We start from the raw sequence: 24,335 nt of genomic DNA on the forward strand, positions 1-24,335 counted from the left end.
AAATACAGTTGACTTTTCATATTGCAGAACATTTCTTAGCATAATATAATACAAGCAGGAGGTGAATGCCTATGGGAACCTATCTTAATCCTGGAAATCATGGTTTTCCGGCATCAGGAATGACATCTATGTAGATAAAAGCGGACTGATTCATCTAATCAACGACACCATTGACACTCCCCGAAGGCTGACTTGCTCGGCTTGAATTTTCCAAAGCAGTTCGTGAGGTAAAGCGTGATGATACCATCCGGCGAATCTGTGAAAAAAGATATCCGGCGGCGCTGGCTTATTATGGCGGTGATATTTTGTTGGTGGGAATCTCCTATGAACGGGACAATACAAAGAATAGTCATAGACATACTTGTATTATTGAAGAATATCGAATGCAGAAATAAAAGAAAGCCTTCGCCACTTTTATTTTGGTAAAGGCTTTCCGTCAACCTATGAAACATTTTCTATCTGTTTCTGCGTCTTGCTTTCAGCGTGAATCCCCCCGCTATGCAAGAACAAGCACAGAGTACGGCAAATAATAATATCCTATTATTGTCGCCTGTTTTTGGCGAGGTTTTAGTTGTATCCACAGTTTTTATCTGTGGATTTAAATTGTTTGATGAGCCTTGCGTATTGCCGTTGCCAGACTGATTGTTATTGTTGCCAGTGTTATTATTGTTATTACCTGTATTCTCAGTAACCCCAAGTTCTTTCGGAGACTTAGCAAGAAGAACGTAGTTGGAGCAGTGAGACTGTGAAACCTTACATACTCCATTAGCTACAATAGCACTTTCACCTGTATCTTCTAATGTACCATCGGATTTACGTTCAAAATAATATAACTTTTTTCCGTTCCACTTACTGTCTACAGGAATATTGATTTCTGCTTTTCCTGGCAACTGTCCGTCGAACTTATACTTGATATCCTCTGCATAGTCTTCTGCCGTTATCTTTGAATTATTAATACCACTCTTACTGAAATCTGTGTTCAGTATTACACCAAAATCATACACATCTTTGTTTTCTGTCATCTTAAAATCATTTTTCTTAAATACATATGATAAACCTAATGTCGTTCTAATTATAATATCCTTTTCTTTACTGATTTCAACTAATTCCTGCATACGCTCTTTAGAAATTTGGTTATCTTCCTCAAGAGTTTCTATATGTCTTAAAACTGCATTTGGCGACATAGGCAACACTTCTACTTCCCATGCTCCTTGTTCATCAGAATAAATATATCCTCTCTCACCATTTGCAAATTCACAGAGTATAGCGGCATGGTATGGATTAGCAATCGTATACTTTGAATTATATACAACCGCTGACACAGCATAATCCATACAGGTCACTTGCCCTTTTTCAATATCAGCCACTAAAATGTCACCTGAAAAAACATATTCTCCGCCAGATAATTCTTTTGATAACCAAAAACTATCCAATCTGTTATCAACATCTAAATCATTTGTCCAGAAACTTACCCTAATAACATCCTTGACCGCATAATCACCTGAACCATTTTCAAACATAAACACTAAATCCTGTGTGCCGTCAAAGGTATAGCTCTGACTAACCAACTTTGGCATACCTTCTGCTTTTTCAGGTTCTTCATACTTAAAAGTCCAACGATAGCCGTCATGTACATCAATAATTCTGCCTTGTGTTGTCTTTCCCCTAATCCACAGACCAAGCTGATTTTGTGGAATTTTTCTTTCTCCTCTGTTGTAGCTTTGCAGACCATCTCCCTTTATTGTCACTGTTCCCTTTTCTATATCATAAATAAATCCGCTTCTTCCTGTAAAATATGGCAATTCAACACCGTATGGATCAACTCCGGCGTCGATGATATCAAAGCCAACAACATTGATTTCTTCTAACTCAAATACTCCTGTGCCATTTTCAAACCTATATACAAGGTCTTTTGAACAATCTGCAGTATAAGAAGTATCTTTTAAAACCACTGGCTTACTATCCGTTTTTACATGGATTGTAACATCTGTACTTGTATGAAATAATTCGTCTCCTTCCTTATAAAAATGAATCGTTACAGGATAGTCGCCCTTTTGGGGTACGTTTGTATCGTTACTCGTGAGAAAGTGGATAACCCCTTTTTCGGAATCATAACCATATGATGTGAAATCCCTTTCAACGCATTCTCCCTCAACCTTAACCTGATGGATTTCGTATTTACCAGTTCCATTCGTAACAGGAACTTCAATCCTTTCACGCGGCACATACTCAATTGACATCGGCTCTACTACCGGCAGGACATCATCTTCTCCCTCAACCTTTTTTTCAACAAATTCATTTTGAGCATTTTCATCATTCTCAGATTCCTTGTCATTTTCCTCGAATCCTGCTTTTTCCTCAGATATACCTGCGCTAAAAGCACCTAACAAAGCAGACTCTGCCCCATCTTCTACAACCATTTCTTCCGTATCTTGTTTTTCAGTGGCAGATACTCCCACAGACATTGAAAACATCATGGCTGAACACATTCCAACTGCCAAAAGACGCTTCCACCTCTTCATGTTTCTCATTGGTCCTATCCTCCATATCTCTTAATATTTGACTATTGTATGTCCTTACTTTACAAATCATATCATATATTAGCACTATTTTCAACATAATATAACGTATATTTAAATCTAATTTTCAAGTCACATCACTTGTAGAATATATTAGGTAAAGAGAGGTATGGTTATGGAACAAGAACAAAATATCATTCTCACAAAAATTGAAAAATATCTGGTTATCAGAAAATGGTCACTGTACAGATTGGCCAAAGAAGCGGAGATTCAATATAGTTCTCTCCACAGTATGTTTGAAAAGAATACCCAACCAACAATACCTACGCTGATGAAAATCTGCAAAGGGCTTGGAATTACTATGAGCGATTTTTTCTCCGATACTATACTCACAGAATTTTCCCATTGTACAGAAGATGAACAAGAACTCCTTAACACGTACAGGGAACTGAATAAGAAGGACAAAAAAATGATACTATCTGTTTCTAAACGATTTGCAGAGAGGTAATGCTTATTAAAAGTTACTGTTCAGAGGCAATGTCATTTACTTAGCGTCTTATAGTAGTGTAATCCGGTGCTTACAACCAGATAATCATTTTCATTCGTCTCATTTTAACTCCTTGGCCGTGCACTACGCTGCACGGCTACAGGCCAGTACAGTAATGAGGGCAGAATCCGTGAAGGTGCACAGCTATCACATATAAAATACCACAAACGGGATACCGGAAAATAATTACGTTTTCCGGTATCCCGTATTGCTTAGTATCCTGAAATTAAATTGACCTTGTGCTTCTTCTGCGTATGGATACCATCACGCCTAACGCCAGAATACTGCATAAAACCAACGGCATTGTCTTGTTACCGTCTCCGGTTTTTGCGCTTCTCCTGTGTCCGGCTGCATCAATGTCACCGCCTGTTTTATCTGCACTGTTCGTATCGCTGACCTTGTTATTGTCGGTGTCTTTATTTACGCCGCTATTTTGATTCCCCTGATTGGAATCACCGTTGCTGCCGTTATCCCCTTTATTAGCGCCGTCTTTATCTCCATCATTCTTATTCACACCATCTCCGTTATCCTCATCACCGTCTTTGTCTGTATCTTCTTCCGTCTCTTTGTTGTCCGGCTGTAAATCTTCCGGCACGCTTGCCTGTGACATTTCTTCGTCGGACATGACAACTACATAGTCAGACGCATGGTTAAACCCAAGAGCTACATTTCCTTCCTGGTCAACTTTTGCAGTATTCATGAATTGCATTTTGCCGTTGTTAAAATAGAACAGGTTTCCGTAACGTCCGGCGTGTTGGCTCCCTACGTTGATTGAAAGTGATGCCTCAAATCCAAACTTGCCGCTGTGTTCCAATGTAAGCTGCTGAATCGGATTGGTTCCTGCCAATTTCTGGACAATCTGTTGTGGAATTGCATTTTTGTCTGCCGCCACTCCCAGGTTAATACTCTTAAAGTCATCCTCAATCGTACTGCCCTTGATTGTCCAGGTGTATTGGAAGCCGCCTTCAACTCCCATACCCATTTTCAATTCTATGGCAATGTCCTTGCCTTTAACTGCTTCCAGAATCTCCCATGGTAAGATCTTGGCATTGTTCATCTCAATGGGAATTACTGGCGTATCCCCATTGCCGTCAGGGTTGTCTTCTTTTACAACCTTATTAATCTGGTCTATAACCTCTGCAATCTCCTCTTTGGAAATCTCTGTCTGTTCGGGATTCTGTGGAGCTTCTGTTTTCTTCCCATATCCATAAAAATCTACATTATCTACCACATCAAATGAATCTGCACTTACCGCTCTGGAACTCCATGTTACAGACTCATATCCCTCAAAAGATGTGGGCACAGTCACGGTGTCCCCTTTTTCCACTACCTGACAATAGATGAATTCAAGATCTTCTTTCACATCATAACCATAAACGTCTTCTTCGTTCATATTTTCTTTTTCACATGCAGAGTCCAGAATATAGCGGACAATACAGTTTTCATAAATTGCCTTCATCTTAATACTGTCTCTATTCCCTACAATAGATTCATCTTCTCCATAAAACGGAAAATCCCATTCCGTAAACCTCAGTCCCTGATACATCGCCGGCTTTTCCCACTGATTTAAAATCTCTTTGACCTCACCTCTTGTCGTTCCCTCGTCTACCAAAAGCGCGATGTCTGACGACGGACGTTGTCCTTTTTCATCATAATAACTTCTACTGACCGTTACTACCTTTTTCCCCTGATATTTCGCAATCAAGCGAAAGTTTCCTTTCGTCTCAGGTATATCGCCGTCCCATCCGTCAAATGGATATTCTTTAGAAAGATCCTCTGGACGGTATTGTTTCGCCTGCTCAAGCACCTCTTTATACACCATACCCTCATTAATGACTATAGGGCGGTATACATTACACCATTTCCCCGCGTCATTAAAGTATGAATAACGTACCCGCAAGTAATCTTCATCATAATTTGCCAAGAAATGAATCAGATTGTACCCTGTTTCTACTTTTTCATCGTCACTAATTTGCTCATAGATGTCCCAATCTTTTATATGCAGTCCTGGATAAGTTTCGATTGATTCATAATATTTTACGGCCTCTGCTTTTACCTCTCCGAAAGTAGTGCCTATTGGAAAATTCTCATATCGAAATGAAGTATCCCACAGATTCTCTCCGTTTTTAGACACATGGCAAAATACATATGCAACTCTCGCTTGGTCATATACCCCATTAATTACCCAATTTTCCCCATTAGGAACCATTGTATCTCCTGTAATTTCCTTGCTGGAAGAACCATCAACCCATCCTGTTATATTAAAATCAGAGAATTTCCTCTCTGGAAATGTAATTCCAAGATCCTTCACTGTTGTACGCAGGCTAACATCTTTCTTATATACCGTCTGAATCCGGCTCCATTCTCCCTGCTCGTCCCATCCAAAAAATTCGATATATACGTCACGTACCGCCTCTGTATATTCTTCTCCATTCTTGACTTTTAGATAATAAGGATATCTGCCGCCCTTCGTAAACTCGTTGTCATCTGCACAGTTTCGCGCACCATCCCAGATATTAATCTTGTCTACGAACCATTCTCCAGACCTCATATCATCCGTAATAGTAAAAGTACCTTCAAAAACATCTTCTGCAACATTATATCTTAACGCAACCTCTCTGGAACCATCTTGTGCCAGATTTTTTAAATACAAATTCGCAAATCCCAAAAGCGAACTATTATCCGTAGCCCCGACTGTGATTCTGACGCTTTGGCCAACTTGAACGAACTCTCCGTTCTTTTCCACGTTCACAGAAGTAATCTTCGGACTCTCTGTGTCGTTCTCAACCGACCTTTTCAGCATGTAAAAATAGCTTTCCGGCTCATCCATCATTAATTCTTGATGAAATCCATCTCTTACCACATATATTTCTTTCAAGAACCACATTCCATCTTTTTCGGCTTTCCCTATCAGCGCGGTTCCATTATATGTACCATCACCCTCTCGTTTCATGGAGATTACTTTTTCTCCCTCGCCGCTCTCGTGAATAAAAGTGGCAAATGCTTTGCTGTCCTTGTAAGTATATTGGGTTGACAATGAGAATATCAAAATATTCTGCTGTCCTACAATCTGATTCTGATAGTTGAAATCAAATGTTTCTACAAGTGGTTTTCTGGTTAAATCCATCGGATCATCCGGCAGCGACGGATCAGTCGGTTTATACGAAATATCGGGGATCGTAATCGACATGTCATCGTCAATACCACCACCAAAACCTGGAACTTCTTCCCGCCCATCATATTGAGCCTGTATCAAAGCAGATTGCCCGTTCTCTATTACACTGTCATCGTCTTTATCAATATATATTTTCCACTTTTCCTGCACAGGTGTATTGATCTCCGGCTTTTCTATTTCATTCAGCAGATTTTTGACCTCTCCGACCGTGGTTCCTTCTTCCACCAAAACAGCTCTTTCTTCAACAATTTCTTCCATCTGTTGTCCTTGATACTCTATTCTGACTGGAACAACTACTTTGCCGCTATATTTCGGAATAAAAGAAATATCTCCCAAACGATCAATTATTACATCCCGTGAATCTTCCCGCGAACATTCCCATTCTTCAATCGGATAATCTTTCGAGATATCCGTTGGCAGATATTTCTCCGCCTCTTTCATTGCATCCTGGTATGTAACGCCCTTCTCCATAATTTCATCATAAACAAAACTACACCATTCATTCTGTTCATTGAAATACAAATACCTAATAGTTACTATATTCTGATCATAAACAGCAGTTACCTCCTGGGAAACATCCATTTTTCCATTTAGCAGATTCCCGTCAGCTTCACCGTCATTCTTTACCTTCCAGCCCTGAAACGTCAACCCCGACGGACATACCTTCGGCGGTTCCAGACTCAATGCTTTCTTCCTCATATCCTGATAGGTACTGCTTGACGGCAAATTCTCCTTTACACAGTCAGATTCCATTGACCTTCCGTCTTCTGCCAAAAAGGAACGGCGATACTCTACGCTTGTTTTATCATATCGTGCATAAATATCCATCTTCCGGTCTATAACCTGTGTATCCTCTGTAATCTCGTTCCCGTCTTTATCCATCCAGCCAATCTGCTTAAAATCCAAATACACTGGCTCTGCTTCTGGAAACTCAACCCCTGCTTCCTTCAGAGTTGTACGGCGCTTTACCTTATCCTTTGTTACTTCTTCTATTTGATTCCACTTACCATTTTCATCCAAAACATGAAACTTAACATTAAGGCCATAGAATAATCCTTTTATGTAATCGGCAGTCCCCAATTCCACATAGTAAGGATAACTGTTACCCTTGGTAAATGCAGTATCATCCGCATGATTTCCCGCGCTGTCTAAAATATTAATCCTGTCTACATACCACTCGCACGCATACTCATCTCCTGTAATATTCCAAACTCCCTTATACTCGCCTTTTGCCGTATCATATAATGGAATGGAGACCTCCCCACCGCCAAGGATAGCTCGGAATCCTACATCTGCCGACGTCACATTCTCATGATTGGCTACCTTTACCGTGATTTCAACACTCTGCCCTTTTTTGACGAATTCTCCGTCATAAGCAAGCGTTACAGTTTCTATTCTCGGCGCCTTTACTACATTACCGCCTGTGTTGTCTGGCTGTTCTGCCGTGTCGTCTGGCTGTTCTGTCATGTCGCCTGGCTGTTCAGACTTATCCGGTTGATCAGGCGCCGCATCTTCTGTCTCTATCTCACTCCGATCTCCCTCATTCCCCTCTACACTCTCGGAAACATCCTCATTAGTATCAGGCACAACACCCTCGTTATTGTCTGTTTTGTTTTCTAAATCTCCTGTCACATCCGAAACATCTTCCCCCTCCGTTTCCACCATCTCTTTGCCTGTATTCCCCACGTCCTCTGCATAAGTGGAAACCGGCCCAATCATTACGGCTGTCATTGACGCCAGTAAAGCCGCAGCTACCGCCTTTCTTAGTAATCTGCCATATTTTATCATTTCTTCCTCCTCACCCATAATACATTTGCCGTATTATACTTATGATCCCTCTATACCTATCAAGCAGGCATACCTTATAATTCCACTTCACCTCTCAATCTGTCCATATTTACTCATATTCAGAATACCCCCCCCGACAGTTTTTGTCAACTGATTCTGACATTTTTTCCAGAAATATTTTCCAAAGGGATGCTCCGAAAGCTTCCGTAACAGTGAAGTCTTCCGGCTTCACTATTACAAGATTCCTGTCAGACACCAACCAGATTACTTTACAAATATGAACAAATGCGATAAAATTAATAATAGAAAAATTTTCTGTGAAAGGTGGTACGGAATATGGAAGAAAAAAGACGTGACAGACGAATTAGCTTAACAGCAAGGTTAGCGATTAAGAATATGAGCGACAGTTCAGCCAAACCAGAAAATGTAGAGATTGACGTGCTGAACGTTTCCAAAACTGGCGTGGGATTTATCTGTGATACCCCGCTGTTAATCGGCGAGATGTATGAAGCTGATCTTAAAATCTGGACAGATGAGATTATCCATGCATTTTTGAAGGTGGTGAGAATTGAACAGACCGAAGATGAACGTTATATGTGCGGAACCATCTTCATCGGACTGCCGGAGATGAACGCCAAGAGAATTGAGATTTACGATATGCTGAATCGGATAGATGAGGGTGCTAATCAATAAGCGACAAAATGGGGCGTGTTCATCACACGCCCCTGCGCACGAAACGAAGGGCTGGATACCGGTATCCATTCTGCTCTACAAGCTCTGGTTCATCCTCTAATATGGCATATCTGCTGTTTTTTCTGGTGCTGTAATCGTATGCCAGAATCAACTTCTCGAATTCTTCCTTATCTTTTATCACCATCTTAGACGCATCCATAATTTCACCCTCCATATGCATCTCAATGAATTCCTCAATCTCCTCTTTGCTGTAGCGCATTTGGATTCGATTCAGCCTCAGTACCTCCTCCTTATTCAGCTCCTTTGTCTCTGCATCTGCCGCCATTTGACTGATAAAATCCTTTCGGCTCCTGCGGCGTTTGTACAGAGACTTCTCTGATAGCATTTCTACAAGGGAAAGATTCATCTTCTCTCCTGTCTTTTGGATTAGCTCATCCTCCCCCCCGCCCGCTGCTATCCGGTTCAAGAGCTGAACTACCAGCCCCTTGGTGTCTGACTCGCCGCTTAGAAGGTAGTTAAGCCGCGTTACGGTTGCCCGTACATATTTTGTATGTTCCTTATCCATATTGGAAATCCGATGCTCAATATCGTCGAAGCCTCTGTCAATCAAATCCAGAAGCTCAAGTACATCATCCCTTGTATCCCCCATTGCGCGGGCGCATCTGCGGACGTTTTCAATCCACTCCTCGTTCTCGCGCATTTCCCGAATACATTTCTTAATATCCATCTTGTAAATATAAAAATTATCGGAGGTTTTCAAAATATGGTACTTCTTGCGTACAATCTCCTCCACATATCCGTCCAGGTGTTCCCGAAGAAGGTCGCCGTAAGACTCCTGCTCCAAAAGCCGCGCGAAAAACTTGTCCATGTTGTGGAGCATATCCTGCAGCGCCTTATTGAGTCGTCGCGTATTGACCAGAGCCGTTCTTAACATGCTCAAACTGGCTCTTGGGTCATTCCGAAAAGAAAAAAGCGTAGCGTATACATTCTGAATATAAATATCCGTCTCCTCCATCTCGTCAGAATTCAACCTCTCGAACGCATCAATAAAGACTGCCGAATAGTCCGGAATCACAATATTCGTCACTAATGAGTGATAATCCTCAATTCGTTTCAGCCAGCCGGTTTTCAGAAGCCAGCTTAGGATTCTGGACGACGGGGTCTCCATCATATCCGATTCTGTCTCGCTTTCTTCTGCCTTAAGCTCGAAACGTTTCCTTGCATTCATATCGCTTAACACCTGGATACACACTTCTTTGGTAAGAAAATAATTGCTGTACTGATATTCATCATTGATACACAAAAGCGCTTCTATATAAATCTCCCGGTTCACGCTTCGGAATAAACTCCAAAACGTGTCCGGGATTTCAACTTGTAACTGCATATAAACTTCCTTTTTATTTTTTACTCTTATCAGAGCTTTTCTTAAAGACATCCTTCCAGAAGCTAAACCCCTTTGAAGCGGCTGCTTCCTTCCATCCTACAGCCACAGGTGCAGCTTCGGGAACTACAAACTGGATTCCCTTATCCGTCTTCGTTACCTCTGGATAGACGATGGCTCCCGCTTTTTCTTCACCGATATCTTTGGGGTAGATATAGGCAACCACAGCGTCATAGGCATTCTGCGTAATTCCCTTCGGATATGGAATGGTTACCGTCATTCCTTCGGATGGGTCTAAGTCTGCCCTTACCCGTTTCCACACTGACTCACCTTTTTCCTTACGCATCAGTGAGACATCATAAACATTCACATAGGTCTGACTGATTCCCTTCTTCATTACCGCCTGAATCAGTCCCTTTTGTATCTCGCTGGGGAAATCATAATCCGGCTCATGTCTAAGTCCAGCCGGCACGTAAGAGATACCGCTCTCAATATCCAACCGGTATGCCATACCGCCTCCAAATTCAAGCTCAGGAGGTGCAACCGTAATCTTTACATCGTTTATCACAGCAGGAAGAATCGGAAGTTCTTCTGGCAACGCATAATTTCCTGACGTCTCATGGTCTCCAAGAGAATACCTGTCATTCTCATCCACCCATGCAAGGGTGATCTCCTGTTCATCTCCTGCCAAGCCGTTATGGGTTCCGGTTATCTTATCTGCCGGAAAACTTGTGGTTAATTTCTCATTCTTGGCATCAGCCGGAAGGATGCCCTCTACACTCAGCTCCCCGTAGACATAGACATTCTCATCTCTTGTATTTCCGGCAATCTCAAGATCTCCGATATTCCATTCCAACTGTATTGGCGCAATGGTCCATTCCTTCGTCACAGACGTATTCCCCACAAGCACATAGTTACCCGCATAATCTTCCTCCAGGAAAAAGTCAACCGTTGCAGTATATGTGCCTGCGTTTGTCCCGCTATTCACCCCGCCTATGGTTACCTTCAGACCGTCTGGCATATCCGCACGGAAATCAAAGGACTGGACCGTCCCGTCATAGACAAATGAAGTCTTGCTTCTTTCCTCCCAGTTGATCTTAGAGACATCAATCTCCTTGGGAGACACCTGAATACCCACAGTACAGGTAACTTCTTTTCCATTTTCCTTATAATACAATGTAACCGAAGCCTGCCCTACATTCAGATTCCCATCTTTTATCTTGACCTTGTCATTCGCCAGAGTCTTGGTGGCTCCAGAGCTGTATGTAACCGAAGCCTCCATTCCCTTCTTGCTGAAACGCTCTCCATAGATATATTGTGTCTTTTCAGGAGGGGTGACAAGTATAAGACCTGTCAGTTCTCCGGCGTCAAGGACCTCGAAGGTCTTGCTTGCCTGATTTGACTCGTCGTCGGGAGAGGTAAATGTAACCGTATATATCCCTTTTTCAATAACTTTGGACGGCTTAATCTCCAGCTCCCAATCGCCGCCCTCTGCTCTGGTAAATATCTGACCGCGTACCCAGACGGTGGCGCCGCTCTCCTGGATACTGTCCTGAACATATTTCTTCACATACTCCGTGTGATCCTCGCCTGTGCCGTATAGCATTCTGTCAGGTACAGCAAACATGTCTGCCGTGATTCCGCTAAGTATATAGAACTCACCTGTACCGCCGAGTACTCCGTTTCCAAGGAGACTGTTTTCGTCGCCAATCTTAAGTATTCCATTGTTTATCAGATTGCCTTCAAGGGTCAAAGGGTATTTCCTGGGAATCGTCAGCGTCCCTCTGCCGGATATAGTCAGTGTCTTTCCAAAGGGAACCATGAGTCCCTCTTTATTTAATGTATAACTGCCATACACCTGTCCGTCACTTCCGTCAAATATGATGCCTGACACAAACTCTCGCTTTCCCGCGCTCACACTCCCTGCGTCAATCCAGGCCGTCCCGTCGTCGTCAGAAACCAGAGTACCGCTCTGTGCCGCTGTACCTGTGTTGCCCTTGCCGATGGAGGAGGTATTGATTACGCCGCTGTTAATCTCAATGGTTCCGCAGTTGGCGTTCTGTGTATCATTTCCCTTATTGTCCCTGAAGGTGCCTCCGATTCCTGCACTGGCAGAGCCAGCCCCGACCCATGCATCCAAGGTCCCGCCGTTCTTTGCCTCAATCGTCAAAGACGCTTCCTCTGGCACAGCGATTCCTGCGTATCCGTCAGACTGTACCACATTCGTCCCCTTCAATGTAAGACTTACCTTTGCCTTTGGCGCTATGTAGATCGGATTGTAGCCTCTGTCTGCGGCAGCATGGATTCTCACTCCATCCAATATGATTTCGTGACGTTTGCCGCTCACAACGGTTACCACATTCCCTGTCTCTTTGCCATTGGAAGTAATCACATAGCTTCCGTCCTCAGGACCGTCTTTCATCTCTCCGCCGTTCTGACGGTAGCCGTCTACGCTGATTTCAATGTCTCCCTTCGTCAAATCCAGATTCACATTGTCAGCGGCATTTACCGTCGTTCCTCCCCACAGGAAGAATAGGGAAGCAATGATTCCAATCAAATTCCGTTTCGTATGCATTTGCTTCTTATTCATATAATTACCTCTTAACCTTCTTCTTGTCAAGCTTGTATATCTGAACTACCACAAATATGATCGCAATCGATAACATTCCCAGGACTGCATATACAGCGAACCGGGCATTGTCTCCTGTAAGTATTCCGGCGGCAGATATAACGCTGCGGCTCCTCTTGTGGTCTCAGCATGCACATCATGTAGGGTAATATTCTGTTTACCGCCAAAGACCGAAATCATATTTTCCGTTTCTTCGCCGCCGCTTGTAATAATGTATTTCGGCGGGTTGGCATAAGAAGACACCCCCGAACCACCTTGGGAATACCCATTTTCATCAATCGAAATGTCTCCCTTGCGTAAATCCAGCTCAACCACACTGTCCTCGGCATACACTGTTCGAGCGTTTATGACAAACAGAAGCACTAGCAGTATAATTACTGCTCCCGCCCAACTTTTCCAATATTTTTCTTTACAATCATATATCCGATTTAATCTCCCTAATCCGTACATTCCCCGCTCCAACCTTATCAACAACTGATTTAACGAATTAAGTATAACATAACCCCATATCATTTTCCAGAATAACATCAAAACTACAGTTGAAAATTTCTCCCATTCTATCTCCCGTATTCCTTGAATTTTATGTCGAAAATTGTTATGATAGAAAAGTAGATGATTGTTCACATAAGTGTTTACAGAAATCAGGGAGCCTTTTTCTGTAGATACTCACACAAAAGGAGGGAGTAATTGTGTCAAATGAATTGAATATCGTCAACAATGAATCTTTAGAAAACATCACGGAAACAAGTCCAGGGGAGGACAAAGGGGTTAAGGATGAGAATAAGATTGTTCCTATTTTAAATAAGACGAATTCTGCCGATTCTGAGAATACGGTGCCATCGGCTGAGACGGCTGCCAGCCAGACCACAGAACAACCTACTGTTCAGACAACTAGTCAGCCTGTCGTATCTTCATCTGTAGATTCTCCTGTTCAGCCCAAAGCTGCTGATACATCCAATATCAGGAATGATGCTGCCGCCGACTATAAAGCTTCGGCATCTGACGAGGATTTTGAACACAGCGGAAAAAACAAAAAACGACGTTCATTTAGGTTTGAGCCGGATGATTTTGATTTCGACGAAGATGAACGTCCAAAGAAGCGTTTCTTCCATCTTCGTTCTGCCAATGACGAGGAATCCAGAGATAAGATGATTCTGTCCCGAATCAAGGATGAAGATCTCATGGAATATCTTGCCTTAGAACAGAGAAGGCTGGAATTTTTACAGCAGGCTAAGGAGGCTAAAGAAAAGCGTCTCCTGATCGCATTTCAGCTATTAATCTCTTTGGCTGCTATTGTCGGGATTACCTATCTGCTTCAGGATAATCCCACGATTCTTATAAGTATCCTATACATTGTGGGAATCGTCGCAGCTCTTAACGTGTGGAAGAATCCTCATGATAAGGGACGGGGAAAGAGATACTGGTAAGATACCAGAATATGCCAAGAGCAGCAGCTATGGGTGGGAAACCTCCATACCTGCTGCTCTTTTATGATTTTACATCATCATTCCCGCAAGAATTACGCTTGCAATAAGCCCTGCCAGGGTGGAGAGCAGCGCGCCTGTCAGCGTGTAACGTGTCTTTGTTACTTTTGCAGTCATGAAATATACACTCATTGTATAGAATATGGTTTCCGTACAAGACATACTAATCGACCCAATCAGTCCTATATAGGAATCCGTCCCGAATTCTTTAAACAAATCCAATAGCAGTCCGGTTGCCGCTGAGGATGAGAACATCTTGACTACTGTTAGCGGAACCAGTTCTCCCGGAAATCCCAGTGAGCCTGTAAAATTTCCGATTATTTCTGATATAAAATCCAAAAATCCTGATGCTCTCAGAATTCCAACTGCCACCATTAACCCTACCAGAGTCGGCATAATCTTAATAACAGTAAAAAAACCGCTTTTCGCACCTTTGATAAAGGTATCATATACATTTACCTCCATCAAGATACCATAGCTTATGATTCCGAAAATTACCAAAGGTACGATAAAATCAGTCATAAACAGTAATAATTTCACACGATGTCCCCATTTTCATATATAGCTTATTCTTATTGTATGTGCCAGACTCTCGTTTTATCTCTTAAACTTTGGAAAAAGTTGGGCCTAATCCAAAAAGGCCAGGCGTGCATACGCCTGACCCTTATATAAATTAGTATGATTTACCCCAGTACGCCATATGCTTAGCCGGTTTGCCGCACCAAATACATTTGTCTGAAATCATATCCTCATCCTCAATCAGACATCTGGTGGCCGCGCCGCCTGTCACATACTTCACTTCGCCTTCACACTCCGGATCTCCGCACCAGCAGGCTTTTACGAATCCACGGTTCTTCTTGAACTTCTCTGCCATCTCATCCATCGTAACCGCTGTATCAACGTGGCTCTGAAGGAAATCATTTGCCCTGTTATACATATCCTGCTGTATTGTCTCTAAGATATCGCGAAGCTTAACTGCAATCTCATCCATGGAAACCACAATCTTCTCACGGGTATCGCGGCGTACCACGATTACCTGGTTCTTCTCAAGATCCTTTGGCCCAATCTCAATACGGGTCGGAATACCTAACATCTCCTGCTCAGAGAACTTCCATCCCGGACTCTTCTCAGAATCATCAATCTTCACTCTGTAGCCGGCTTTCTTAAGCTCATCCAGAAGTGCATAAGCCTTGTCAAGAACGCCTTCCTTGTGCTGAGCAATCGGAATTACCCGACACTCGACAGGCGCTACGTGAGGAGGCAGCACCAGTCCATCGTCATCACCGTGAACCATAATCAAGGCTCCGATACTTCTGGTGGACCATCCCCAGGAGGTCTCATAGACACTTTGAAGCTCATTGTTCTTATCTACATATTTAATATCGAAGGCATCCGGAAAACCGCTTCCGAAGAAATGGCTGGTTGCAGACTGCAAAGCCTTTCCATCGTGCATCAAAGCCTCAATGGTGTAGGTATCCTGTGCGCCGGCAAACTTCTCATGCTCTGCCTTTCTTCCGGATACAAACGGGATCGCCAGTGTCTCTTTGTAGCAATCCTCATATACATGAAGCATCTGGATGGTACGTTCTTCTGCTTCTTCGTAGGTTGCATGGATGGTATGACCCTCCTGCCACAAGAATTCTCTGGAACGCAAGAACGGTCTGGTAGTCTTCTCCCAGCGAAGTACAGAATTCCACTGATTCCATACCTTCGGAAGATCTCTGTAGGACTTTACTGTCCTCGCCCACAAGTCACAGAACAAGGTCTCTGACGTAGGACGGATACACAGTCTCTCCTGGAGTCTCTCCATACCGCCGTGAGTTACCCATGCCACCTCCGGTGCGAAACCGTCTACATGGTCTGCCTCTTTCTCAAGCAGCGCCTCCGGAATCAACAGCGGAAGGGATACGTTCTCCACTCCCGTCTCTTTAAATCTCTTATCAAGGTCTGCCTGAATTAACTCCCAGATTGCATATCCGTTGGGAAGGTAGTTCAGACATCCCTTAACGCTTGAATAGTCACACAACTGCGCCTCTCGTACCACATCCGTATACCATTGAGCGAAATTCTCATCACGTGATGTGATATTTTTTACCAGTTTTTCCTTTGCCATGTTTATCTTCTCCTTTTCTTTTCCGGCAATGCCATTGCCCCACCATATTCTTAGCACTCCCAGTTTCATTGGCTTATACCCAGGGGTACGCTTGAGAGTACGTTCGCCTGTCGGAAGCATCCCTGGTCACGGTAATCATAACAATAAAAAAACACCGGACCCTCGACTCCCTCATCACAAATAAAAGGGACCGAAAAGCTCGGCGGTACCACCCTATTTAACTGCGACCATTTCGCAGTTCTCTCTTTATCGCCATTAACGCTGACGTCACGCTGCATTTTCACACAGAGACTCCAAGGTAGGTTCATTACATGTTAATCCAAGAATCTTCCAGCCATGGATTCTCTCTCTGTGGAACTACGTCTGCAATTACTATTCCTTTTCACAGTCCAAGCCCGCCTCTGCAACCAACATTGCCAGCGGGTTTTTTAAGTTTGAATGTAATTCTAATAGATGGAGGAGGATTTGTCAAGGGGGAAAATTACAACCCTGTTTGACTTATTTTTACCGCGTTACTGTACTGGCCTGTAGCCGTGCAGCGTAGTACACGGCTCAGGAGTAAACAGTAACTTTACCGCACCAATATATATACAAAAAACGCCGCATAGGCCAACAGAAAAATGACCCCTTCATTCCTTCGTATCTCTCGTTTACTCAACGCCGCTAAATACACCAAAAGGCTTGCCCCAATCAGAATCACCGTATCGTAAACAGCCGTAATATCCATCACTATCGGCTTAATGGATGCAGAAGCCCCCAGAATCAAAAGTATATTGAAGATGTTAGAGCCTACCACATTTCCTACCGCCAAATCATTCTCCCCCTTGCCAGCCGCCACAACAGACGTAACCAACTCTGGCAGCGAGGTTCCAAGGGCCACAATGGTAAGCCCAATAAATGTCTGGCTAAGCCCAAATCTCACCGCAATCGTGCTGGCGCTGTCCACAACCAGATTCCCGCCAAGAATAATTCCAGCAAGACCGCAGCCAATATACATACCGCTCTTTAATGGACTAAGAGCCTTGTATTCATCCGCATCATCTGCCTCCTGCCTGTCCCTTGCCGTCAGCGCTTCTTTTACCGTCGCATAGAGAAAGATTAAGAACAGTACAAGAAACAACATTCCTCCCCATCTTCCCAAAACAAACTGTCCGCCGCCGCTTAAAACCTTTGTAATAGAAAAGTCAGAATCGAGCAGAAGCAGGATGACTGTAACGAATATGGAGAAAGGAAATTCTTTCTTTAGCAACGACCATTTTGCCTGAACAGGATTCACCAGCGCACAGCAGCCCAAAACTACCAACAAATTAAAAATGTTAGAGCCAAGTACATTGCTCACCGCAAGGTCGTTGTCCCCCCGCATTGCCGCTGTGACGCTGACGGAAAATTCCGGCATACTGGTGCCGAACGCCACCACAGTCAGCCCTATCACGATTGTGGGCACTTTCAAAAGACGCGCTACGCTGGAGCTTCCGTCCACAAAATAATCCGCCCCCTTTATCAGCAACACAAATCCTATAATTAACAGTATATAATCCATCATACCTCATCCCCAATTTTTATTTGCATATTTTCATACACTATGTTTAAATGATAAGAGTAGATTCAATGAAAGTCAAGGAGAATTCTTAATATGATAACCAATACTTTAGAAATATTATATGAGGACAACCATATCCTGGTATGCGTCAAGCCCCACGGAATTGCCACCCAGAGTCGAACCCTCGGCAAACCGGACATGGTCAGTCTTCTAAAAAATCATATCCACAAGACCTCCCATGCCAAGGGTGAGCCTTATCTCGCAGTCATCCACCGTTTAGACCAGCCCGTAACCGGAATCCTGGTCTTTGCAAAAACCCCTTTTGCCGCCAGAGAATTAAACCGCCAGCTCACAAGTCAGGGCTTCGGTAAATACTACCGCGCCCTCGTGGATGGCCGTCCACCAAAGCCAGAAGGTATCCTGGAGCATTATCTTGTCAAAGATCCCCGCTCCAACCTGTCTTGCGTCTGTCGTCCCCAAGTTCGCAATTCCAAGCTTGCAAGGCTGCGTTACTATACTGTTCCAGATAATCACAGATACTTCTCCGGTGAATATATAAACCTGTCAAATGTCACTGAGCTGGAAATAAAACTGGACACAGGACGACACCATCAGATCCGCGTCCAGTTAGCCCACATCGGCTGCCCCATTATCGGAGACACCAAATATAACCCTGACTGTACAGCATCTCCACTGTGGAGGAATATTTGCCTTTGCGCCTGCCGTTTAGACTTCTACCACCCCAGGACTCACAAACTCCTCCGTTTTGACTTGTGCGACCAGACCAGCTCTGCTTACCGTCCTATTCATAGAGACTAAGAAAAAGAGGGCATCTTACTCGCCCTCTTCCTCCAATGCTTCTTCGTACTTCTCAAGGATAATACTCTGTATGCGCTCTCTTGTTCCTGAGTTAATCGGATGTGCAATATCTCGATACTCTCCGTCCACTGCTTTCTTGCTCGGCATAGCGATAAAGAGTCCCTTCTCACCCTCGATGACTTTAATATCATGTACTACAAACTCCTCGTCCATTGTAATGGATACAACTGCTTTGAGTTTGCCTTCCTTTGCCACCTTTCTCACGCGTACATCTGTAATCTGCATCTCCTTACTTGCCCCTTTCTTCCTAAAGGAACCGGTCCAAAAAAAGACCTTGACCGGTTCTTGCACTATAGTGCATACCTCTCGTTCTTCTCTACAACTACCTTCACACCGTTCGTTCCAACATGGCGCGTATTCGCCCTAATCGTATCCCTGCTTTCTACAATGCAATTCTCGATATACGTATTGTCTCCAAGATATACATCATTCAAAATAACCGAATTCTTAATTACGCAGTTATTTCCAACGAATGTCTTCTTGAAAAGAACTGAATTCTCCACGGTACCGTTAATAATGCTGCCACTCCCCACAAGACTGTTCTTAACGATAGCTCCAGGATTATACTTCGCAGGCGGCAGGTCGCTTACCTTAGAATATACCTCCGGATACTCTCGGAAGAAGTACTTCCGCACCTCCGGTTTCAGGAAATCCATATTCGTCCGGTAATAAGCCTCCACCGTTGAAATGTTGTTCCAGTAGTCTTTTATCTCATAAGCGTACATCCTCTTCAGATTCTTATATCTGATCAGAATATCCGTTACGAAATCATGTCTTTCTTCCTCAGCGCAATGCTCAATCAAGTCAATCAGAAGCCTTCTTCTGATTACGTAAATGCCCGCTGATATCATATTTGAAGTGGCCAGCATGGGCTTTTCTTCAAATTCCTCAATGCGCATGTCCTCATTCATCTTCAAAGTTCCAAAACGGCTGGCATCCTCATCCACATCAAGCCTTTTACAGACAACCGTAACATCCGACTTCTTCCGGATGTGATATTCCAGCGCCTTATTATAATCCATCTTATACACGGCATCTCCTGAGGAAATAATCACATACGGCTCATGGCATTTTCTCAGGAACTCAAGATTCTGATAAATCGCGTCTGCCGTTCCTCTGTACCAATATCCGTTGTCTGCCGTTATCGTCGGGGTAAATACATAGAGTCCCCCCTGCTTTCTTCCAAAATCCCACCACTTGGAGGAATTCAAATGTTCATTCAGTGAACGTGCATTATACTGGGTCAGTACCGCGACCTTCTGAATATGAGAATTGGACATATTGCTCAGCGCAAAGTCAATCGCCCTGTAGCTCCCTGCAACCGGCATTGCTGCAATCGCCCGTCTGTGAGTCAGTTCACGCATCTTATGACTGTTACCGCCTGCTAAAATAATACCTACCGCTCTCATACTTGTTCACCTGCCTTTATCAATGTCTCTCCGCTTTCCAGTACGCCGTTCGGATAATCCTCTGCGGATGTCACACCGCTGATGGCAGTATTCTTCCCAACCTGTACTCCATCCGGTATCACAGAATTCTCTCCGACTGTAACCAGACCGAAGGAATAGATTGCCGGCTTCAGCTTATTCGGCACATCACTGCCGATTCCAAAGGTCACCCGCTCCCCAAGCTTACAATTCTCCGCAATGATGGCTTTATCGAGGACGCATCCCCTGCCGATGCGGACGTCCTGCATAATAATGGAATCCCGAACCACCGAGCCTTCCTCAATGGTCACTCCTGAACCAATCACACAGTTATGCACTTCTCCGCAAATCTCTGAACCGTTACCAATAATACTCCTGTCAACGACTGCCTGTCCGGAAATATACTGAGGCGGAAGGGCGCCGCTGTTGGTAAATATCTTCCAATATTCTTCATACAGGTTAAACTCTGGAATAATATCAATCAACTCCATATTCGCCTCCCAGTAAGAGCCGAGAGTTCCCACATCTTTCCAGTATCCGTTATACTCGTATGCAAACAGCCTCTGCCCCCGTTCATGGCAGTATGGAATAATATGCTTCCCAAAATCACATCCCTGGACGTTCTTCAGTGCGATCAAAGCCTCTTTTAGAACCTTCCAGCTAAAAATATAGATCCCCATAGAGGCAAGATTGCTCTTGGGCTTGGGCGGCTTCTCCTGAAACTCCGCAATCTTACCCTCATCGTCCGTCACTACAATACCGAATCTGCTGGCTTCCTCCTTTGGCACAGGCATGGCGGCAATGGTCACGTCTGCTTGGTTCTCTTTATGGTAATCCAGCATCACCTCGTAATCCATCTTGTAAATATGGTCTCCTGACAGTATCAGCACATAGTCCGGATTAAATGTTTCCATATAATCAAGATTCTGGTATATGGCATTGGCTGTGCCTGTATACCACTCGCTGCTGCTGCTTTTCTCATAAGGGGGAAGTATCGTAACTCCTCCGAAATTACGGTCCAAATCCCAGGGGATTCCAATCCCAATATGTGTATTCAATCGTAATGGCTGATATTGCGTCAGCACCCCGACAGTATCAATTCCTGAGTTAATGCAGTTGCTGAGCGGGAAGTCTATGATTCTGTATTTGCCTCCAAATGCAACGGCTGGCTTGGCCACTTTTGCTGTAAGAACCCCCAGTCTGCTTCCTTGGCCTCCAGCCAACAGCATCGCTATCATCTCTTTTTTCCTCATGTCATCACCCCTTCTCAGTAGTTTAATTATTATTATACCACAGTTTTCTTACATAGTGAACAATATTTAAAAAAGTGGAATATTTGTAAATATTTTATTAAAATAATACAAAAAATTTCGACTTGGTTTTTTTTCCATATATGTATATAATAATATGAACAGAATATAATTTTTATGACAAGCAATAACCTGTTTTTCATTAAAAAAGGAAGGTATCTTATGTATAAAATTAATTTCAAACAACCTGTACACGTACATTTTATTGGTATCGGCGGTATCAGTATGAGCGGACTTGCCGAGATTCTGCTCAAAGAAGATTTCCGAATCTCTGGTTCTGACAATAAAGAATCTGCGCTAACCGACCATCTCAGGAAACTGGGTGCGACCGTCTTCTGTGGACAGAAAGCTTCTAATATTATTTCCGGAATTGACGTTGTTGTATACACGGCTGCCATACATGATGACAATGAGGAATTTCAGGAGGCCGTAAAACAAGGGCTTCCCATGTTAAGCCGTGCCGAGCTTCTGGGACAGTTAATGACCAATTACAAGACCTCCGTGGCGGTTGCCGGCACACACGGTAAGACTACCACCACCTCCATGCTCTCCCATATCCTGCTTGCAGGTGAAAAAGACCCTACCATCTCTGTTGGCGGTATCTTAAAAGCCATCGGCGGTAATATCCGCGTCGGCGGGTCTGACGTGTTTGTCACGGAAGCCTGTGAATACACCAATAGTTTCCTACATTTTTTCCCGAAGATTGGGATTATTCTAAATATTGATGCAGATCATCTTGATTTCTTCAAAGACATCGATGATATCCGCTGCTCCTTCCACAAATTTGCCGAATTACTTCCCGAAGACGGGACGCTGATTATCAACGGAGAGATTCCGAACCTTTCCGGAATTACGGAGGGCCTTAAGTGCCGAATCATTACCTATGGAAACGACCCTTCCTTTGATTACAGCGCCGCCCAGATTTCCCATGACGAGCTTGGCGAGGCTTCTTTTAACTTGGTAAGGCATGGGGAGGTAATCGACAGGATTGCCCTGTCCGTCAGCGGCGACCACAATGTCTCTAATGCGCTGGCATCCCTGGCAGCAGCAGAGCTTCTCAATGTCTCTCTTGAGGCGGCGAAAAAGGGGCTGAAGGAATTCCATGGAACCAACCGCCGTTTTGAATACAAGGGCGAGGTACAAGGAATCACAGTCATTGATGATTATGCCCACCATCCCACGGAGATTAATGCGTCCCTGGCGGCAGCGCGCAGCTATCCCCACCGAGAGATCTGGTGCGTCTTCCAGCCCCACACCTATACCAGAACCAAGCTGCTCTTCTCTGAGTTTGTTGATGCTCTGGCGAATACTGACCATATTATTCTGGCGGAGATCTACGCGGCACGGGAGACGGATACATTGGGAATTTCCTCCAAGGATATTGCTGACGCACTGAAAGGAAGGGGCTGTGATGTATATTATTTCCCCACCTTTACAGAAATTCAAGATTTCTGTTTGGACAGATGCCAAAAGGGGGACTTGTTGATAACTATGGGCGCCGGAGACGTTGTAAACATTGGGGAAGCTCTCTTAAAACCTTAGTTATCCACATTTTCCACAGATTTTTATCCACAAAAAAGCTTGTTTTTCACGCAAAAACTTCTTTTTTGACCGGCCTTCTGGTGCTATAATATCTCTACGAGAGGTACGATTTACCAAATAAGTTACGAACTGACAAAAGGAGGTCCGGCGAAGAATTATGACGAAATTAACCCTGACTAATTATGCACTGGGTAATACCACTGTGCTTGAGAATGAGTTTATAGACCATCACATGGTCAAGGCGAACGGAGAATACGTGAAAGTATACCTTCTTCTTCTCCGCCATATGAACAGGCCGGACGGAATGATGTCTGTTTCTGAGATGGCAGATATCCTTGAGTGTACGGAGAATGATGTCCGTCGGGCATTAAAATATTGGAAGAAGCAGGAGCTTTTAGATTATTGTGAACAGACGGAGACGGGGAACGCTGCTTCTATACCTGTATCAGCAGAAAAAGATAATATTGCAGTTGTGCCAACCGGCAGAATCGAGCGTTCCTTGTCTGATCCTGCCAATACGGATTACACTGTGGCAATACCAGCCTGCTCAACCAGCAGTATTGCTGCCGATTTAGCAGATTTGAAGCCTGCCGCGTCCGAAGCCCCTAACACCAACATCCAGCAATACCGGAGCCGGAATGAACGCAAGGAATTCAAAGAGCTGCTCTTTGTTGCCGAGCAGTATCTCGGCAAGACCCTTTCCTCGGTAGATATAGATATGATTACATATTTTTATGATACCCTGCATATGTCTGCCGAACTGATTGAATACCTCATCGAATATTGCGTAGAGAATGGACATAAGAGTATGCACTATATCCAGAAGGTAGCGCTGTCCTGGAATGAACAGAAGATTATAACTGTTTCCGAAGCAAAATCCAGTACTGTTCTATATAATAAGAACTGCTATTCCATACTTAACGCTTATGGAATTAAGGGACGCGCCCCTGCTCCATCTGAGATTGCCTATATCCGCCGCTGGAACGACGAATATGGCTTTTCCCTGGATTTAATCCTGGAGGCATGTAACCGGACAATGAACACAATTCATCAGCCTAATTTTGAATACACAGATACCATACTCAAGAACTGGCGTGAGAAGAACGTTCGTCACAGCAAGGATATCGACGCACTGGATGCTAATTATATGAAGGAAAAAGAACGCAGAAAAAAGTCTGCGGTTAAAACAGCAGCTACGTCAAAAAGCAGCAAAAACAATAAATTCAACAACTTCAGCGGACGCTCCTACGATATGGATTCTCTGGAGCGCAGGCTGGTACAGCAATAAGACAGGAGATATAGCAGAAT

At 43.8% G+C, this 24,335-nt stretch carries 17 protein-coding genes and 1 other annotated feature; of the genes, 6 read left to right on the forward strand and 11 right to left on the reverse strand.

Annotated elements, in window-relative coordinates:
- Positions 1-455: 455 nt before the first annotated feature.
- Complete coding sequence (locus GN277_RS26640; protein WP_159755918.1) at positions 456-2,531, reverse strand: hypothetical protein; 2,076 nt, start codon at positions 2,529-2,531, stop codon at positions 456-458.
- Between the two features lie 163 nt (positions 2,532-2,694).
- Between GN277_RS26640 and GN277_RS26645 the strand changes: the two genes are divergently transcribed.
- Complete coding sequence (locus tag GN277_RS26645) at positions 2,695-3,027, forward strand: helix-turn-helix domain-containing protein (RefSeq protein ID WP_159755921.1); 333 nt, start codon at positions 2,695-2,697, stop codon at positions 3,025-3,027.
- A 265-nt stretch (positions 3,028-3,292) separates the two neighbouring features.
- Here the strand turns inward: GN277_RS26645 and GN277_RS26650 are convergent, their stop codons facing one another.
- Positions 3,293-8,047 carry a hypothetical protein gene (locus GN277_RS26650; protein WP_159755924.1) on the reverse strand — a complete coding sequence of 1,585 codons (4,755 nt, stop codon included), beginning with the start codon at positions 8,045-8,047 and terminating at the stop codon, positions 3,293-3,295.
- Between the two features lie 318 nt (positions 8,048-8,365).
- Between GN277_RS26650 and GN277_RS26655 the strand changes: the two genes are divergently transcribed.
- A complete protein-coding gene (locus GN277_RS26655) occupies positions 8,366-8,722 on the forward strand; it encodes a PilZ domain-containing protein (protein ID WP_159755927.1) in 357 nt (118 codons plus the stop codon).
- 22 nt (positions 8,723-8,744) lie between these two features.
- Here GN277_RS26655 and GN277_RS26660 read toward each other — a convergent pair whose 3' ends face one another.
- Genes GN277_RS26660 through GN277_RS26670 form a run of 3 tightly spaced genes read right to left on the reverse strand, consistent with a single transcriptional unit; the run spans position 8,745 to position 13,260 of the window.
- Positions 8,745-10,106, reverse strand: coding sequence for a Wadjet anti-phage system protein JetA family protein (locus GN277_RS26660; RefSeq protein WP_159755930.1), 1,362 nt, complete (start codon positions 10,104-10,106; stop codon positions 8,745-8,747).
- Positions 10,107-10,119: 13 nt separating this feature from the next.
- Positions 10,120-12,693, reverse strand: coding sequence for a bacterial Ig-like domain-containing protein (locus tag GN277_RS26665; protein ID WP_159755933.1), 2,574 nt, complete (start codon positions 12,691-12,693; stop codon positions 10,120-10,122).
- A 45-nt stretch (positions 12,694-12,738) separates the two neighbouring features.
- On the reverse strand, positions 12,739-13,260 hold the full coding sequence (locus tag GN277_RS26670) for a hypothetical protein (RefSeq protein ID WP_204162802.1): 522 nt from the start codon (positions 13,258-13,260) through the stop codon (positions 12,739-12,741).
- Between the two features lie 161 nt (positions 13,261-13,421).
- Between GN277_RS26670 and GN277_RS26675 the strand changes: the two genes are divergently transcribed.
- A complete protein-coding gene (locus GN277_RS26675) occupies positions 13,422-14,159 on the forward strand; it encodes a hypothetical protein (protein WP_159755939.1) in 738 nt (245 codons plus the stop codon).
- Positions 14,160-14,228: 69 nt separating this feature from the next.
- On the opposite strand, the gene GN277_RS26680 is transcribed toward GN277_RS26675, so the two are convergent.
- The 3 genes from GN277_RS26680 to GN277_RS26690 form a co-directional block, all read right to left on the reverse strand.
- Positions 14,229-14,738, reverse strand: coding sequence for a spore maturation protein (locus GN277_RS26680; RefSeq protein WP_408641728.1), 510 nt, complete (start codon positions 14,736-14,738; stop codon positions 14,229-14,231).
- A gap of 151 nt (positions 14,739-14,889) precedes the next feature.
- A complete protein-coding gene (gene proS, locus GN277_RS26685; RefSeq protein WP_159755945.1) occupies positions 14,890-16,329 on the reverse strand; it encodes a proline--tRNA ligase in 1,440 nt (479 codons plus the stop codon).
- Positions 16,330-16,511: 182 nt separating this feature from the next.
- Positions 16,512-16,724 (reverse strand) — a binding site (T-box leader).
- 176 nt (positions 16,725-16,900) lie between these two features.
- Positions 16,901-17,869 carry a calcium/sodium antiporter gene (locus tag GN277_RS26690; protein ID WP_159757235.1) on the reverse strand — a complete coding sequence of 323 codons (969 nt, stop codon included), beginning with the start codon at positions 17,867-17,869 and terminating at the stop codon, positions 16,901-16,903.
- A gap of 93 nt (positions 17,870-17,962) precedes the next feature.
- Here GN277_RS26690 and GN277_RS26695 point away from each other — a divergent pair, with 93 nt between their 5' ends.
- Positions 17,963-18,688 (forward strand): RluA family pseudouridine synthase, encoded by a 726-nt coding sequence (locus GN277_RS26695; protein ID WP_159755948.1) that lies wholly within the window; start codon positions 17,963-17,965, stop codon positions 18,686-18,688.
- Between the two features lie 15 nt (positions 18,689-18,703).
- On the opposite strand, the gene spoVG is transcribed toward GN277_RS26695, so the two are convergent.
- The 3 genes from spoVG to GN277_RS26710 all read right to left on the reverse strand — a co-directional run bounded on the left by spoVG (position 18,704) and on the right by GN277_RS26710 (position 21,428).
- Entirely contained in the window at positions 18,704-18,973 is a 270-nt protein-coding gene (gene spoVG, locus GN277_RS26700; protein ID WP_159755951.1) for a septation regulator SpoVG, read from the reverse strand.
- A 65-nt stretch (positions 18,974-19,038) separates the two neighbouring features.
- Positions 19,039-20,157 (reverse strand): glucose-1-phosphate adenylyltransferase subunit GlgD, encoded by a 1,119-nt coding sequence (glgD, locus tag GN277_RS26705; protein WP_159755954.1) that lies wholly within the window; start codon positions 20,155-20,157, stop codon positions 19,039-19,041.
- The gene (locus GN277_RS26710; protein ID WP_159755957.1) at positions 20,154-21,428 is read right to left on the reverse strand and encodes a glucose-1-phosphate adenylyltransferase; all 1,275 of its coding nucleotides are present in this window, start codon (positions 21,426-21,428) and stop codon (positions 20,154-20,156) included. Before GN277_RS26710 ends, glgD begins: the two co-directional genes overlap by 4 nt.
- 219 nt (positions 21,429-21,647) lie before the next feature.
- Here GN277_RS26710 and murC point away from each other — a divergent pair, with 219 nt between their 5' ends.
- A complete protein-coding gene (gene murC, locus GN277_RS26715; protein WP_159755959.1) occupies positions 21,648-23,027 on the forward strand; it encodes a UDP-N-acetylmuramate--L-alanine ligase in 1,380 nt (459 codons plus the stop codon).
- Between the two features lie 157 nt (positions 23,028-23,184).
- Positions 23,185-24,315, forward strand: a complete 1,131-nt coding sequence (locus GN277_RS26720) for a DnaD domain protein (protein WP_159755962.1) — start codon at positions 23,185-23,187, stop codon at positions 24,313-24,315.
- Positions 24,316-24,335: the final 20 nt, after the last annotated feature.

The sequence above is a fragment of the Sporofaciens musculi genome, assembly GCF_009830285.1.
In the GTDB taxonomy this organism is placed as follows: Bacteria; Bacillota; Clostridia; order Lachnospirales; family Lachnospiraceae; genus Sporofaciens; species Sporofaciens musculi.